Genomic DNA, 14,290 nt, shown 5'->3' on the forward strand with positions numbered 1-14,290 from the left:
TCATACTCCATCTTCTTACCTCGGCGGCCCGTCGGCAGCGGGGAGCGCCTGCGCGGCGTCCCCGGCGACCGGATGCCCGTGCTCACCGTGGCCGTCGGGGCGGCCGCGGCCCCGCTCGCCCGGCGCCGGAGCCCCGCGTGGCGCTCCCGGGGGCGGGACCCGAGAATGAGATGGCCGGAGGGGGGCGCGCGGGACGGTGGTTCATTTCCCGCACTGCCGTAGAGACGCAGGTGATGACCCATGTGCCGATGGCTCGCGTATTCGGGTACGCCCATGCTGCTCGACACCATCCTGTACAAACCGGCTCACTCGCTGATCGACCAGAGCCTGCACTCCAAGCTCGGAGTGGAGACGACGAACGGCGACGGGTTCGGTGTCGGCTGGTACACGGACGACATCGAATCCCCGGCGCTCCTCAGGGACGTCGGTCCCGCCTGGAACAACCGCAACCTGCGGGAGATGGCGGACCACGTCCGCTCCCCGCTGTTCTTCGCGCACATCCGGGCGTCGACCGGGACGGCGGTGCAGCAGTCGAACTGCCATCCGTTCCGGCACGGCCGCTGGATGTTCATGCACAACGGAGCCATCTCCGGTTTCCACCTGATGCGCCGGGAGCTCACCCTGCTCGTCGATCCCGCCCTCTACGCCGACATCGGCGGAACGACGGACTCCGAGGTGATGTTCTACCTGGCCCTCACGTACGGCCTGGAACAGGACCCGCCGACCGCCATCGCCACGATGGCGGGAGTGGTGGAGCGGGTCGGGCACGAGCACGGCGTGGAGTTCCCGCTCCAGATGACGCTCGCCATGACCGACGGCGAACGCGTCTGGGCCTTCCGCTACTCCAGCGGGCACGCCTCCCGCTCGCTGTTCTACAGCAGCAAGGTGGACTCGCTGCGCAGGCTGCACCCGGACATGGCGTTCCTCCAGGAGGTCTCCGACGAGACCCGCCTCATCGTGTCCGAACCGCTCGGGGACCTGCCCGGCGCCTGGAACGAGGTACCCGAAAGCAGCTACGGCGTCGTACAGCCGGGCGCCGACGAGCTGTTCCCCTTCGTCCCGGTGCCCGCGTGACCAACGACCGACAGGAGAGCGGGCCATGCAGATCTCGATGCTCAACCTGGCAGCGGACTACGACTACCCCCTGCTGAACGTGTTCTGGACCATGATGATCTTCTTCCTCTGGGTCCTCTGGTTCATGCTGCTCTTCCGCGTCATCGGCGACATCTTCCGTGACGACGGACTGGGCGGCTGGGGCAAGGCGGGGTGGACCATCCTCGTCGTCGTGGTGCCGTTCCTCGGCGTGTTCGTCTATCTGATCGCCCGAGGACGCGGGATGGGCGAGCGCGAGCTCCAGCGGGCCCAGCAGCAGGAAAAGGCCTTCCAGTCCTACGTGCGCGAGAGCGCCGGGCCCACCGGTCACGCCGATCAACTGGCGAAGCTCGCCGAGCTCAAGAACCGCGGCGACATCACGCCGGCCGAGTACGAGCAGGCCAAGGTCAAGGTCCTCAGTTCCTGAGGAACGGACCAGGACTCACAGGAAGGCGAGGCCGATGCTCCCCTATCCGCCGATCGCCGAGCACGGTCTGATCGGGGACCTGCAGACGTGTGCCCTCGTCTCGTCCGAGGGCGTGCTCGACTGGTTCTGCTCTCCCCGCTTCGACGCGCCCAGCATCTTCGCGAGCCTGCTCGACGACCGCCGGGGCGGCTACTTCGCCATCACCGCGGACCCGCCCGACGTCTCCGCCGACGGACCGGCGGGCAACGCCGAGGTCGTCAGCCAGCAGCTCTACCTGGCCGACACCGCCGTCCTCATGACCCGTTTCCTCACCCCCGAGGGCGTCGGCGAGGTCGTCGACTTCATGCCCGTGCGCGATCCGCACACCGTCACCGACCGGCACCACGTGGTGCGGGTGATGCGCGGGGTACGCGGAACCGCGCGCTTCAGCCTGGAGTGCCGCCCGCGCTTCGACTACGGCCGGGCGCCGCACGACCTGACGTTCGACGGCACCACCGCCCGCTTCGACGGCCCCGGCATCACCGCGTACCTGCAAGCACTGGGGCCGGTCGCCCTGGAGCCCGACGAGACGGACGTGCGCGCGAGCGTGGCCCTGGCCGAGGGCGAGCGCGCGGCCGTCCTCCTGACCGTCTGCGACGCCGACGGCGCGCCCCCGCCGGCGGTGAACGTGCACGACATGACGGAGGAGTTCAACGACGTCCGCGACTTCTGGCACGGCTGGACCTCGCGCTGCACCTACCGCGGCCGCTGGCAGCAGATGGTGAACCGCTCCGCGATCACCATCAAGCTGATGACGTACGCACCGACCGGCGCACCGATCGCCGCCGCCACCATGGGCCTGCCCGAGCAGGAGGGCGGGGAGCGCAACTGGGACTACCGCTACACCTGGGTCCGTGACGCGTCCCTCTCGGTCCGCGCCATGCGCGACCTCGGATTCACCGACGAAGCCAACGCCTTCCGCAGCTGGCTGCTCCGGCGGCTGCAGGACGGCGGGGCTCCCAACGGCGAACCCCTGCAGATCATGTACCGCGTCGACGGGGACCCGTACCTGAGCGAGGAGATCCTCGACCACATGGAAGGGTGGCGCGGCTCCAGACCGGTGCGTTCGGGCAACGGCGCCGCGGACCAACTGCAGATGGACATCTACGGCGAGGCCGTCTACGCCCTCGCCCAGACCGGCCAGGTCAGCAACGTGATCGGCTACGACGACTGGCTGCGCTGCGCCGCCCTGCTGGACTGGCTGTGCGACAACTGGGACCGCCCCGACGAGGGCATCTGGGAAACCCGGGGCGGCCAGAAGGACTTCACCTACAGCCGTCTCATGTGCTGGGTCGCCCTGGACCGCGGCATCCGGCAGGCCGCGGCCACCGCCCGCCCCGCCGACGTGACCCGCTGGACGGCGGCACGGGACGCGATCCTCGACCAGGTCATGACCCTCGGCTGGAGCGAAGAGCGGCAGGCGTTCGTCCAGGAGTACGACAACACCGTCCTGGACGCCTCCCTGTTGCTCATGCCGATGGTCGGTTTCATCGCCCCCAAGGATCCGCGCTGGCTGTCCACCCTCGACGCCATGGACACCGAACTCGTCTCCGACAGCCTCGTCTACCGCTACGACCCCGCCGCCTCTCCCGACGGCCTGCAGGGCTCGGAGGGCACCTTCTCCCTGTGTTCCTTCCTGCACGTCTACGCCCTCGCCAAGGCCGGCCGGGTCCATCAGGCCCGCTACTCCTTCGACAAGATGCTCACCTACGCCAACCACGTCGGGCTGTTCGCCGAAGAGGTCGGCCTCACCGGCGAACAACTGGGCAACTTCCCCCAGGCCTTCACCCACCTCGCCCTCATCACCGCGGCCCTCGCGCTCGACACCGAACTCGACGAGGCCGCGAGGGTCGCCTGACAGCCGCCCGACGCCTGCTCTCCGAGGAGGTGCGCCACGATGGTGCTCGACCTGCTCCTCATCGCGCTGGCGGTCACCCTGTTCCCGCTGCCCATCATGGCCTTCGTCCTGGTGGTGTCCGCACCCGGCGGGGTGCGGAAGGGCCTGGCGTTCATCGGCGCCTGGCTGGCGTGCCTCGTGACCGTGATCGCGGTGGTCCTCCTCTTCACCGGCGGGCAGCCGCCCCCGCCCCGCTCTCCTCCCTCGATCGCGGGGCTCGTGGCCACGCTGGTGATCGGTATCGGCCTGGTCGTCTACAGCGAGCACCGGCGGCGCCGGAGCCGCCGGCGCGCCGCGACTCCGGATCCCTCCGCGGAGGAGGGGAGTGAGGGGAGTGAGGGGACCGAGGCTTCCGGATCGTCCGTGACGTCAGGGTCTTCCGTGACGTCACGGATGGACGAGGCCACCGGATGGTCCGCGGCGGCCCTCGCCGTGCTCCTCCAGCCCTGGGGGATGGTCGCCGCCGCGGCCGCCACCGTCGTGCAGGCCGACCTCTCCCAGTGGCAGTCCTTCCTGGCCCTCATGGGCTTCTGCCTCCTGGCCACCTCCACGCTCCTGGCCATGGAGCTGTACATGGTGTTCTCACCCGAGAGGGCCCAACGAGCCCTCTTGGGCCTGCGCGCCTGGCTGGAACGGCACAAGGACCAGGCGATCGTGGTCCTGTGCCTCCTCCTGGGTCTGTGGCTGGTCGCCAAGAGCCTCTACCAGCTCACCGGCTGAGGTGCGGGGCCCCGCGGCGGATGCTGCAATGAGAACGGGGCCGTGTCCGGCCCCTCGACGCGTTTCCCCAGCCCACACCGCCGGGCCGCCGAGCCACACGCAAGGAGTGCTCATGAGCGACGACATCGAAGACATGGGCCCCGTCGACTTCCTGGTCGTCGAGTTCCCCGGAAACCGCATGACGGGCGAGGCGTTCCCCCTGCTGGTCGACCTGGTGGACAAGGGCATCATCCACCTCCTCGACCTCCGCTTCGTCCAGAAGGACGCCGACGGGACCGTCACCGCCCTGGAACTCACGGACCTCGACGGTGAAGGGAACTCCTTCGGCCTGTCCGTCTTCGAAGGCGCGTCGTCCGAACTCCTCGGCCAGGACGACCTCGACGAAGCGGGCAACGCCCTCCAGCCGGGCAACGCGGCCGCGATCCTCGTCTACGAGAACCGGTGGGCCGCCCCCTTCGCCCGGGCCCTGCGCCGCAGCGGCGCCCAGATGGTGGCAAGCGGCCGGATCCCCGTGCAGGCCCTGCTCGCCTCCCTCGACGCGGACGGAGCCCCCGAAGGCGGCCAACTGCCGTAGTGAACCGATCGGGTTCGGGCAGGGTCGGGACCACACGCGTCCACGGGCGGAGAGAACCTCTCCGCCCGTGGACGCACCGTGGTGCACCCGGCCGCCACCGGCCGGTCAGCTGCCGAGGATCTTGCTCTTCTGCGCCGCGAACTCCGCCTCCGTCAGGATTCCCTGCTCCTTCAGCGCTCCGAGTTCCTTGAGCTGGTCGATCTTGCTGCTCATGTCATCCGCCATCGGCGGAGCGGCAGCGGGCGCGGGTGCGGGTGCGGCGGCGTACTGTTGCTGCTGCTGTGCAGCGGCTTGATCGTCCTGCGTGGCCCACCGGCCCGCCTGGCGCCGCGAAACACGGTTGGACACCGCCGTCGCCGTACCGGCGACCACCGCGGTGCGCGCTACTCCTCGAAGAAGACCAGGCACGTCGTTCTCCCTTGCTGACGGGGCCGGCCCAACGGTCCAGCCGCCGGCCCTCCACTCCCTCCAGCATCGCACCTCGGCAGGCGACTCACTCGGTGGTGGCTCCCGTGGTGATCAGGGCCGCGACCGCCGGCAGACCGGTCAGGGCCAGGGCCCGGCGCTGGCGGTCGGCCGCCGTGCCGTGCCGCAGCAGACGGTGGAGGAGCGAGCTCACCTCGCGGAAGTCACCGTTCTCCTCGAGGGCGGGGCCGATGTGCCGCAGGAGCGCGCACACCACGTCCCCGCTGCTCCGCATCCGGCCCGCCGGGTCCATCAACGTGCCGCTCATCCCGTGCCGGGCCGCATGCCACGTCGCGGCTTGCAGGATCTCCGGCGAGCACAGCGCGGGGGCGGCTCCCGCCTTCTCCTCCGCGATCGCGGTGGCGGCGAGCCCGCGGACGACGCCGGCGAGCATGACCGCGTCGTCCGCCTCCAGCTGTACGTCACAGCAGCGCACCTCGATGGTCGGGTAGCGCTCGGAGAGCCGGGCCTGCCAGTACAGCTGCCCCCGGTCGGGGATCAGCCCGGACTCCACCAGCGCGTCGGCGCGCGCCTCGTAGTCCGCGAACCCCGCGAAGTACGGTGGTGGGCCGCTGACCGGCCAGCGGCCGAAGATGATCGTGCGCCAGCTGGCGAAGCCGGTGTCCCGCCCGTCCCACAGGGGCCCGTTCGCGGACATCGCCAGCAGGGTCGGGAGCCAGACGCGCAGCCGGTTCAGGACGGCCACTGCGGTCTCCGGGTCGGGAATCCCCACGTGGACGTGCATGCCGCAGATCAGCTGCTCGTCGACGAGCAGCCGGGCCTCTCCCCGCATCCTCAGGTACCTGGCCGTGCTGGTGACGGGCACCGGGAGGACGTCCCGGACCGGCGCGGTGGCGGAGATCGCGATCCGGCAGCCGCTGGCCTGGGCGGCGGAGGCGACCGCGTGGCGCAGCCGCAGGAGATGGCCCCCGATCTCCTCCAGGCCCGTGCACACGGGGGTGGCGACCTCGATCTGTGCCTGGAGCAGTTCGTCCTGGACCTCTCGCTCCTCCGCGATCGGTGTCAGGCTGGCCGCGGCACGCACCTGCCGCACGAGCGGTATGGGCAGGAGCGTCTCCGGGTCGACCAGCAGGTACTCCTCCTCGACCCCAACAGTGATCATGCTGGGTGGTACCCCGAACCGGTCGTGATCACCCAGGCGAGGGGATATTTCGGCGTAATAGGGGAAAATCTGCCGCTTTTCGTGTCAGGGGCAGCTCGACCGCGGGTCGTCGTGGACCAGGGCGCAGACCATCTGCTCGCCGCGCCGGTGGTCCGGATAGGTCGCGAGCAGTTCGGCCTTGAAGTCGTTCCACTGGCGGGTGATCTCGGCGGTGGCCCCGGACACGGCGTGGTCGAAGTTGTCGCCGGTCCTCGAGCGGGGGGACGCGGCGGTGTCCTTGTTCAGGCCCTTGTTGTGCGTGACACGGCCCGCGCAGTCGTCGTCCTTGACGCCGGTGGAGTCGAAATCGGAGTAGCAGCCGGTCGCGAGGTCCACGGGTATGCGGGCCCGTGCCTCCCGGGTCCAGTCGGCGTCACTCATGGTGCTGTAACGGCGGACGTCGAGGAAGGGGGCGACATCGGTACGGGCCAGTCCGGGAGGGTTGGTGAGGCCGACCGGGCCGGGGGCGGCCCGGTCGGACCAGTTGGAGTGCGAGTAGAAGTCCTCGATCGGGTGCCACCCGCGGCCGAGCTGTTCCAGGACGGCGCACTTGGCGGGGCCGGACGTCTCCTTCCAGGTGCAGTGCGAAGACAGGTCGCTCTGGTCGGCCCGCACCTTGCCGTCCGCGTCGACGAGCCCGTCGGCCGCCCGGACCGCGTTGCGGAAGCGGGTCACGGAGGTGCGGACGCAGGCGAGGAGCTCGGTGGTGGCCTCGTCCCGGCCGCGGGGATAGTCCTGGTCGTAGCGGGGGGCGAGGTAGTCGGCGTTGTCGCAGTGCAGAGGCCCCAGGAGGAAGTAGCCGCCGTGGTCGTCGGCGTTGACCGCCCCGTCGCGGTCGTCGGCCATCTCGGACAGGGTGACCGGCTCCCAGGGCAGGGCCGCCCGGGTGATCTGCTCGTGGTTGTCACCGGTGAACGCGAACGCGGGACCGGGCGGCGCGGCGGCCAGGGCGATCACGAAGGCGGCCGCGACGATCGCCGGCGGCAGGCCGGGTGGGGGACGGTGGGACACGCGATCACGAGGCCCGGGCCGCCGAGCCCTTGCCCCGTGCCGGCCGCTTCGCCCGTGACGGCGTGGCCGCGGTCCGGACGGTGGGCCACTTGAGTTCGAGCTCCAGCTCGATCTCCCCCTCGCCGACTTCGACCTCGATCTCGGTGCGGAGTTCGTCGGGGACCTGCAGGCTCAGCGTCCCGGAGCCGAATTCCAGCTCGACTTCGCCGCCCTGTCTCAGCGCCTCCGCGAGCGCGGAGAGCTGATCGGCGGCCTCGAGGCGTGACAGGGAACTCTTCTGCTCGAACTTGAGGTCCTTCATGGACGTCTCCGATCCGCTGCCTCGACAGCTTTTCGACAACTAGGGAACGGTGCTTGCCCCCGAACCCCGGGGGAGGAACGCCGCGGCGGCGAGACCGGCCAGCCCGAGGACGGCCAGCGTGATCATCGAGGCGGCGTAGGCATGGGTGGTGAGTCCGGCGACGAGGATGGTGCCGGCGATCGCGGTGCCGAGGGACGAGCCGAGGTTGGACACGCTGCGCGACAGCCCGGAGATCTCTCCCTGCTGGTCCTCGGGGAAGCTCGACTGCACGATGTTGACCGACGGGGTCAGCATCACACCGAGCCCCAGGCCGATCAGCAGCAGCCCGGGTGCGAGGGCCCAGGGACTCGGAGAGCCGCGCACCATGGCCAGCAGGAGGGCGATTCCGGCGGTCGCCAGCACGAAGCCCGCCATGATGAGGGTGCGCTGTGCGTGCCGCTGCGCCAGGCGGGCGGCGGCCAGTGACGACACGAGCAGGCCGAGCGTGGCCGCCGTGAAGATCACGCCGGTCTGGACGGCGTCGTATCCGCGCACGACCTGGAGATAGGCCGCGACGACGAACGACGTCCCCATGAGCACCAGCCACTGGATGTTCTGCGTGACGAGACCGAGGTTCGACGTGCGGTCGCGGAACAGGCTCGTCGGCAGGAGGGGCTCCTTGCCGGCCCGCTCCTCGGCGCGTACCCACAGGAAGAACCACAGCAGTACGAGCGCACCGAGGACGATCAGAGCGAGCATCAGCCAGACGTTGTCGTCGGCCGCCAGGATCCCCGTGACGAGGAGGATGAGCCCGACGGCCGAGAGGACCGCTCCACCGGTGTCGAAGGGGCGCGTGGGATCCGGCGGCAGGGGGTCCTCGATCCGCCGGCTCAGCATGATGATCAGGGCGATCACCGCGGCCTGGAACACGAAGGCCGCCCGCCAGCTGATGGCCGAGGTGATGAGCCCCCCGATCAGCGGCCCGGCGGCCGCGCCGATGCCTCCCAGCGCCATGACGGTCCCGAAGGCGCGGGCACGTGAGGTCATGTCCGTGAAGAGGAGCGTCGTGAGGATGTAGACGGGCGGGATGAGCAGCGCCGTGCCGATGCCTTCGTGGATCGAGTTGCCGAGGATGAGGACGCCCAGGCCCGGGGCGGCGGCGCTCAGCAGGGCGCCGACGCCGTAGACGGCGAGACCGGTCAGGAAGCACCGCTTGCGTCCGTAGCGGACGGTCAGCTTGCCGCCGGGGATCATCAGCGCCGCCATGACCAGGAGGAAGATCGTGATCGCGACCTGCACTCCCTGCACGGTCGTGTCGAGGTCCTCGCTGATGTCGTTGATCATCACGTTCATGTTCGAACCGGCGAAGCTGCAGATGAACTGGGCCAGGGCGAGCGGGGCGAGCACACCGCGCATGGCCCCGGGCGTGCGTCCCGAGGTGTCGGCTTCCGCCACCGGCGCTGCTCCCTCCGCTTCGTCGAGCTGCTGCCATCGCCGCGCCCTGCCTCAAGACTGCGCCGCGGCCCCGCTCGCCGCACTCCGGATCGGGAGCGGCGCCCCATGCGCGGTACCCGGCGAGGTCCTAGGGTTGAAGTGAAGGAGTACCAGTGATCACTCAGGAGGACGTGACATGTCCACCGCATCCGAAACCCCTGTCCTGGACACCCTTGCCGCAATGACGGTCGACTCGCTCGAGCGGTGCGGGCTCGCCCCGGACATGCTGCTGCTCACCCGTATCGCGGCCCTCGCCGCATCGGACGCCCCGCCGATCTCCTACGCCGCCCACATCGATCCCGCCCTCCAAGCCGGCCTGACCGCCGAGCAGTTGCAGGACGTACTGGTCGCGATCGCCCCCATCGTGGGCACCGCCCGCGTGATGACGGCGGCCGGCAACATCGCCACGGCACTGGGCATCGCCATCGCCGTCGCCGAGGCCGAGATCGAGTCCCGGGGCTGACACGGACGCCCCACGGCACCACTGGAACGGCGGTCCGACAGGGCGTCGTTCGAGTGCTGAGGACGCAGGTCCAGGCAGGAGCACACTGATGTCCCAGAGCACGACCGCCGCGATGCGCGCGGTGCCCGGAAGCACACCCCAGGAACGCGCGGCCCAGGGCAAGGAGGCCCGGCGCCGCACGCCGCGCTCGGCGCACGCCGTGTACCGGCCGTCCCCGGACCGGCCGGACCCGCTGGCCATCCTGGAGGCGCAGTCCGGGGCCCGGGTACCCGAGCTGGTCCCGATCCGCTACGGCAGGATGCTGGAATCGCCCTTCCGGTTCTACCGGGGAGCCGCCGCGATCATGGCGTCCGATCTGGCCGGCAGCCCCGACTCGGGGATCACGGCCCAGCTGTGCGGCGACGCGCACCTGCTGAACTTCCGGCTGCTGGCCTCTCCGGAGCGGCGGCTGATGTTCGACATCAACGACTTCGACGAGACCCTGCCCGGCCCCTGGGAGTGGGACGTCAAACGGCTGTCGGCGAGCTTCGTCATCGCGGGCCGGGCGAACGGCTTCGACGACGCCGAGCGCGCGGGCATCGTGGCCGCCGCCGTGCGCTCGTACCGCGAGGCGATGCGCGGCTTCGCCGGCATGGGCAACCTCGACGTCTGGTACGCGAAGATCGACGCGGACCGCCTGGAGGCCCTCACCACGGCCCAGCTCGACAAGGGCGGACGGAAGAAGCTGGCCCGTGCCATGGCGAAGGCCCGTTCGCGCGACACGCTGCAGGCCTTCGACAAACTCACGGAGCTGGTCGACGACCGGCCGCGGATCGCGGCGGACCCCCCGCTGCTGGTGCCGCTCGCGGACCTGCTGCCGGACGTCGAGCGCACCGAGCTCGAGGGCCGGTTCCGCCACTTGCTCGAAACCTACGGCCTCACGATGGCGAGTGACCGGCGGGTGCTCCTGGAGGACTACCGGATGGTGGACATGGCCCGCAAGGTGGTCGGCGTCGGCAGCGTCGGAACGCGTTGCTGGATCCTGCTGCTGCTCGGCCGCGACGGCCGGGACCCGCTCTTCCTGCAGGCCAAGGAAGCCGACACCTCGGTGCTCGCCGACCACCTCGGCGCGAGCCGGTACCGCAACCAGGGCGAGCGGGTGGTCTCGGGACAGCGGTTGATGCAGGCGGCGAGCGACATCTTCCTGGGCTGGGAGCGCGTGGACGGGATCGACGGCAGGCAGCGCGACTTCTACATCCGCCAGCTGCGCGACTGGAAGGGGATCGCGATGCCGGAGACGATGTCGCCCGCGCAGTTGGCGACCTTCGCCGAGGTGTGCGGCCTCACCCTCGCCCGTGCGCACGCGCGGTCGGGCGACCGGATCGCGATCGCCTCGTACCTGGGCCGCGGCGAGTCCTTCGACCGGGCGCTCGTCACCTTCGCCGAGGCGTACGCCGATCAGAACGAACGCGACCACCAGGCCCTGGTCGACGCGGTGCGCGCGGGCCGGCTCCCGGCGGAGGAACTTCCGGCGGCCTGACCGCGTGCCACACGTCAGGGGGCGCCGGCCGCCTTGGGGCCGTCGAAGTCCGCGGGCGGTTGCTCGGCGAGCGGAGCGGGCGCATGTGCCGTGCCGGCGGGGAGCAGTTCGGTCGTGGCGAAGGAGATCACGGCCGCGAGGATGGCGATCGGAATCATGGCGGAGCTGCCCATCAGCAGCACCACGAGGACCACGCTGCTGACCGGCAGCCGCATGACGGCGGCGGTGGCCGCCGCCATCCCCGCCGCCAGGGCCGGTACGAACCCCAGCCCGGGCAGGGGCGCCAGGAGGACGCCGGCCGCGGCTCCGAGGAAGACCGCGGGGAAGATGGCTCCGCCGCGCAGGCTGCCCAGGCACAGGGCGTAGGCGGCGGCCTTGAACAGCAGGACGGCGATCAGCGCGCCGACGGCCCAGGCGTGCGGGTCGGCGGCCAGCTCGCCGAGGGCGGTCTGGCCCGAGAGGGCGACGTCCGCGGGCGAGCGGCCGGTGATCAGGGCGTAGAGGGCGGCGCAGGCCGCGGCTCCCAGCGCGCACAGGACGGTGCGGGGGAGCACCCGGCCGGCGACGAACGCCGCGACCCGTCGGCCCGCCTCCAGGACGGGGTTCAGCAGCACGGCGAGGACGAGCGCGATGAGTACGGTCCACAGCACGTCCGGCGCGTCCAGGGACGGTAGGGGTGTGGGCAGCGTGAGGCTGAGGCTGCCGGTCTGCAGGCCGGTCCACTTGCCGAAGCCCGTGAAGACCAGGGCCCCGATCCCGCTGGAGAGCAGGGCGGGGAGCATGACCGCGAAGAGCTGGGGGCCGCCGATCCCGGAGATCTCGATGAGGAGCACGGCGGCGATCAGCGGGTTGCCGAAGATCGCCGCGATGGCCGCGGCCGCCCCGGCCGCGCCCAGCAGCGCGGTGGTCTGCGGGGTCGCCGGGGTCCGCGTGAGGTCCCGGAAGAGCAGGGCCAGGCCGCCGCCGAGGGCGATCAGGGGTGCCTCCGGTCCCAGGACCGCGCCCAGCGGCAGGCTCGCGGCCGCGGCGAGCACCACGCCCGGCAGCGCGGCCGGGGGCATCGCGCCGGCGTGCAGGCCGCCCGCGGGGATGTGGCCGCCCCCGCCGGTGAGCCGGGCGGCGACCAGGCCGACGATCACACCGGCGATCAGCAGCAGGGGCAGCGGCCACCACCAGGGCGCCGTGTCCCAGCCCAGGTGGTGCGGGAGGTCCGTCCAGAAGACGTGTTGCAGCTCGTGGAGACCGACGAGGAACCAGAACGCGACGAGCGAGACAGGAATGCCGAGGAGGGCCGAGTAGACCAGGATGACGAGGTAGCCGGGGGTGCGGAGGATCTCACGCAGCCGGTCCGCCTCCTTCGGCTGGCCGGTGCCAATGGGTTGAGGACTCGGCTCCGTCATGGAATTCCTTCTTCCTGGCACCTGACGCCGCCACCGAGGCGGCCGAACCTCTCGTCTCGATGATCCGCCCGGCCGGCGGTCTTCGCCGCCGGAAGGCAGCGGGGCCGAGGGAGGTCGGAGGAGGCGGGGGAAGGCCGGGGGAGGGCCCGTCCGGACATGCGAAGCCCCCCGCCGGATGCTGCAATGGCTCTGGCCCGTCCAGGCCCTGCCGCGGCCCCGCCGGACGCGGCGACCCGGTCCGCTCCGGTCCACCCGCACTCCCTGGGAGATGAGCGAACATGCCCGGAACCCTTCGTGGCCCGAGACGGACGTGCGGCGCCGGGACGGGGCCCGGCCGATGACGGCCTCGGATCCGCATCCCGCGGGGTCCGGCGGGGCCACGCAGCCCGAAGAGGCGGACCGGCTGCGCGACCTGCTGCGCAGCGCCGGCTATCTCAAGGCGCTCGTGTTCTGCGCCCTCATCGGTGTTCCGGTGTCGCTGGTGGCCTTCTGGTTCCTGGTCGCTCTCCACCAGCTGGAACATCTGATGTGGAGCGGTCTGCCGGAGTCCCTGGGGTGGGACGCCCCGCCGTGGTGGTGGCCGCTGCCGCTGCTGCTCGTGGCCGGCGTGAGCGTCGGGCTCGTGGTCACCCGTATGCCCGGCGGGGGCGGCCACATCCCTGCCGGCGGACTCCACACGGGCGGCGTCTCCCCCAAAGCCCTGCCCGGCGTCATCCTCGCCGCCCTGCTCAGCCTTCCCCTCGGCGCCACGCTCGGTCCGGAAGCCCCGTTGATCGCCCTCGGCGGCGGACTGGCGTTGCTCTTCAGGGATCTGGCGCGGGCGCCGGCAACCCCCCAGAGCACGGCGCTCCTGGGCGCGGCGGGAGCGGCCGCGGCGGTCGCGGTGATCTTCGGGAGCCCGCTGGTCGCGGCGGTTCTGCTGATCGAGGTGGCCGGGGTGGGCGGGCCCCAGCTGTTCGCGGTCATGCTGCCCGCGCTGCTGTCGAGCGGGGTGGGCTCACTCGTGTTCACCGGCTTCGGACGCTGGACCGGTTTCGACGCGCCCAGCCTCTCCGTGAAGGTGGGCGTGCCCCTTCCGCGGCTCGACGCCGGGGACGTGCTCTGGTGCATCCCGATCGCGGTGGCCATCGGTTTCCTCATGCACCTGGTCATGCGAGGGGGACGGTCGACCGCGCGGTTCGTCGCGAAGCGTCCCCTCGCCCATACGACCCTGTGCGCCCTCGCGGCCGGCGTCTGCGCCGCCGTGTACGGGCTCACCACCGGCCGGTCACCCGCGAACGTGTCCTCCTCCGGCCAGGACACGCTGAGCGCGATGGCCGCCGATCCGTCCGCCTGGGGGGCCGGGGCGCTGATCGCCGTGGTGCTCTGCATGGGCGTCGCCTACTCCCTCTGCCTGGGCAGCCTGCGGGGCGGCCCCGTGTTCCCGTCGCTGTTCCTGGGCTGTGCGGTGGGTGTGCTGCTCGCGCCCCTGCCGGGCCTGGGGGTCGTACCGGCCATGGCCGCGGGCATGGCGGCCTCGACGACCAGCGCCCTGCGGCTGCCGGTCAGCAGCGTCGTGCTCGTCGTCCTGGTGCTCGGCAGCGTGGCCATGACCCCGGTGGTCATCCTCGCAGCCGTCGTGGCCTTCGTGACGACCCAGTTGCTGCCGCCCGGACCCCCCGTTCCACAGGTGGGCAAGGCGGCGGGACCGCCGACCGCGCATCCCCCCGCCGCCGGTGCGTCGTCCGGCTCCGTCTCATGAAGGAGG

14 protein-coding genes are annotated in these 14,290 nt (G+C 71.4%); 8 read left to right on the forward strand and 6 right to left on the reverse strand.

Features of this window, described 5'->3' with window-relative positions; all coding sequences use genetic code 11:
* Window positions 1–240: 240 nt before the first annotated feature.
* The 5 genes from AB0D29_RS09105 to AB0D29_RS09125 all read left to right on the forward strand — a co-directional run bounded on the left by AB0D29_RS09105 (window position 241) and on the right by AB0D29_RS09125 (window position 4,749).
* A complete protein-coding gene (locus tag AB0D29_RS09105) occupies window positions 241–1,074 on the forward strand; it encodes a class II glutamine amidotransferase (protein WP_362852889.1) in 834 nt (277 codons plus the stop codon).
* Window positions 1,075–1,099: 25 nt separating this feature from the next.
* The gene (locus AB0D29_RS09110; protein ID WP_362852890.1) at window positions 1,100–1,519 is read left to right on the forward strand and encodes an SHOCT domain-containing protein; all 420 of its coding nucleotides are present in this window, start codon (window positions 1,100–1,102) and stop codon (window positions 1,517–1,519) included.
* Between the two features lie 34 nt (window positions 1,520–1,553).
* Window positions 1,554–3,416, forward strand: a complete 1,863-nt coding sequence (locus AB0D29_RS09115; RefSeq protein WP_362852891.1) for a glycoside hydrolase family 15 protein — start codon at window positions 1,554–1,556, stop codon at window positions 3,414–3,416.
* Window positions 3,417–3,455: 39 nt separating this feature from the next.
* Window positions 3,456–4,175, forward strand: coding sequence for a GAP family protein (locus tag AB0D29_RS09120; protein WP_362852892.1), 720 nt, complete (start codon window positions 3,456–3,458; stop codon window positions 4,173–4,175).
* A gap of 112 nt (window positions 4,176–4,287) precedes the next feature.
* Window positions 4,288–4,749: a DUF6325 family protein gene (locus tag AB0D29_RS09125; RefSeq protein ID WP_362852893.1), complete on the forward strand. Its 462-nt coding sequence runs from the start codon at window positions 4,288–4,290 to the stop codon at window positions 4,747–4,749.
* A 105-nt stretch (window positions 4,750–4,854) separates the two neighbouring features.
* Here AB0D29_RS09125 and AB0D29_RS09130 read toward each other — a convergent pair whose 3' ends face one another.
* From AB0D29_RS09130 to AB0D29_RS09150, 5 genes are all read right to left on the reverse strand, one after another.
* Window positions 4,855–5,157 carry an SHOCT domain-containing protein gene (locus AB0D29_RS09130; RefSeq protein WP_362852894.1) on the reverse strand — a complete coding sequence of 101 codons (303 nt, stop codon included), beginning with the start codon at window positions 5,155–5,157 and terminating at the stop codon, window positions 4,855–4,857.
* Between the two features lie 85 nt (window positions 5,158–5,242).
* Window positions 5,243–6,337 carry a glutamate--cysteine ligase gene (locus AB0D29_RS09135; protein ID WP_362852895.1) on the reverse strand — a complete coding sequence of 365 codons (1,095 nt, stop codon included), beginning with the start codon at window positions 6,335–6,337 and terminating at the stop codon, window positions 5,243–5,245.
* Window positions 6,338–6,421: 84 nt separating this feature from the next.
* Complete coding sequence (locus tag AB0D29_RS09140) at window positions 6,422–7,387, reverse strand: hypothetical protein (RefSeq protein ID WP_362852896.1); 966 nt, start codon at window positions 7,385–7,387, stop codon at window positions 6,422–6,424.
* 4 nt (window positions 7,388–7,391) lie between these two features.
* Complete coding sequence (locus AB0D29_RS09145; protein ID WP_362852897.1) at window positions 7,392–7,688, reverse strand: amphi-Trp domain-containing protein; 297 nt, start codon at window positions 7,686–7,688, stop codon at window positions 7,392–7,394.
* 39 nt (window positions 7,689–7,727) lie between these two features.
* Window positions 7,728–9,083 (reverse strand): MFS transporter, encoded by a 1,356-nt coding sequence (locus tag AB0D29_RS09150; RefSeq protein WP_362853119.1) that lies wholly within the window; start codon window positions 9,081–9,083, stop codon window positions 7,728–7,730.
* Window positions 9,084–9,297: 214 nt separating this feature from the next.
* Here AB0D29_RS09150 and AB0D29_RS09155 point away from each other — a divergent pair, with 214 nt between their 5' ends.
* Both AB0D29_RS09155 and AB0D29_RS09160 read left to right on the forward strand, forming a co-directional pair.
* On the forward strand, window positions 9,298–9,624 hold the full coding sequence (locus AB0D29_RS09155; protein ID WP_362852898.1) for a carboxymuconolactone decarboxylase family protein: 327 nt from the start codon (window positions 9,298–9,300) through the stop codon (window positions 9,622–9,624).
* A gap of 88 nt (window positions 9,625–9,712) precedes the next feature.
* Entirely contained in the window at window positions 9,713–11,143 is a 1,431-nt protein-coding gene (locus AB0D29_RS09160; RefSeq protein ID WP_362852899.1) for a DUF2252 domain-containing protein, read from the forward strand.
* Between the two features lie 14 nt (window positions 11,144–11,157).
* On the opposite strand, the gene AB0D29_RS09165 is transcribed toward AB0D29_RS09160, so the two are convergent.
* A complete protein-coding gene (locus AB0D29_RS09165; protein WP_362852900.1) occupies window positions 11,158–12,543 on the reverse strand; it encodes a chloride channel protein in 1,386 nt (461 codons plus the stop codon).
* Between the two features lie 337 nt (window positions 12,544–12,880).
* Here AB0D29_RS09165 and AB0D29_RS09170 point away from each other — a divergent pair, with 337 nt between their 5' ends.
* Window positions 12,881–14,284 (forward strand): chloride channel protein, encoded by a 1,404-nt coding sequence (locus tag AB0D29_RS09170; protein WP_362853120.1) that lies wholly within the window; start codon window positions 12,881–12,883, stop codon window positions 14,282–14,284.
* Window positions 14,285–14,290: the final 6 nt, after the last annotated feature.

Origin of the sequence: Streptomyces sp. NPDC048424 (assembly GCF_040651555.1) — a bacterium.
Taxonomy (GTDB): domain Bacteria; phylum Actinomycetota; class Actinomycetes; order Streptomycetales; family Streptomycetaceae; genus Streptomyces.

What these genes read in the sequence shown, in the direction of transcription:
- AB0D29_RS09150 (WP_362853119.1), bottom strand. Translation starts at nt 9,083, where the DNA reads ATGCGCGGTGTGCTCGCCCCGCTCGCCCTGGCCCAGTTCATCTGCAGC.
- AB0D29_RS09110 (WP_362852890.1), top strand. Translation starts at nt 1,100, where the DNA reads ATGCAGATCTCGATGCTCAACCTGGCAGCGGACTACGACTACCCCCTG.
- AB0D29_RS09155 (WP_362852898.1), top strand. Translation starts at nt 9,298, where the DNA reads ATGTCCACCGCATCCGAAACCCCTGTCCTGGACACCCTTGCCGCAATG.
- AB0D29_RS09115 (WP_362852891.1), top strand. Translation starts at nt 1,554, where the DNA reads ATGCTCCCCTATCCGCCGATCGCCGAGCACGGTCTGATCGGGGACCTG.
- AB0D29_RS09135 (WP_362852895.1), bottom strand. Translation starts at nt 6,337, where the DNA reads ATGATCACTGTTGGGGTCGAGGAGGAGTACCTGCTGGTCGACCCGGAG.
- AB0D29_RS09125 (WP_362852893.1), top strand. Translation starts at nt 4,288, where the DNA reads ATGAGCGACGACATCGAAGACATGGGCCCCGTCGACTTCCTGGTCGTC.
- AB0D29_RS09170 (WP_362853120.1), top strand. Translation starts at nt 12,881, where the DNA reads ATGACGGCCTCGGATCCGCATCCCGCGGGGTCCGGCGGGGCCACGCAG.
- AB0D29_RS09120 (WP_362852892.1), top strand. Translation starts at nt 3,456, where the DNA reads ATGGTGCTCGACCTGCTCCTCATCGCGCTGGCGGTCACCCTGTTCCCG.
- AB0D29_RS09145 (WP_362852897.1), bottom strand. Translation starts at nt 7,688, where the DNA reads ATGAAGGACCTCAAGTTCGAGCAGAAGAGTTCCCTGTCACGCCTCGAG.
- AB0D29_RS09165 (WP_362852900.1), bottom strand. Translation starts at nt 12,543, where the DNA reads ATGACGGAGCCGAGTCCTCAACCCATTGGCACCGGCCAGCCGAAGGAG.
- AB0D29_RS09160 (WP_362852899.1), top strand. Translation starts at nt 9,713, where the DNA reads ATGTCCCAGAGCACGACCGCCGCGATGCGCGCGGTGCCCGGAAGCACA.
- AB0D29_RS09105 (WP_362852889.1), top strand. Translation starts at nt 241, where the DNA reads ATGTGCCGATGGCTCGCGTATTCGGGTACGCCCATGCTGCTCGACACC.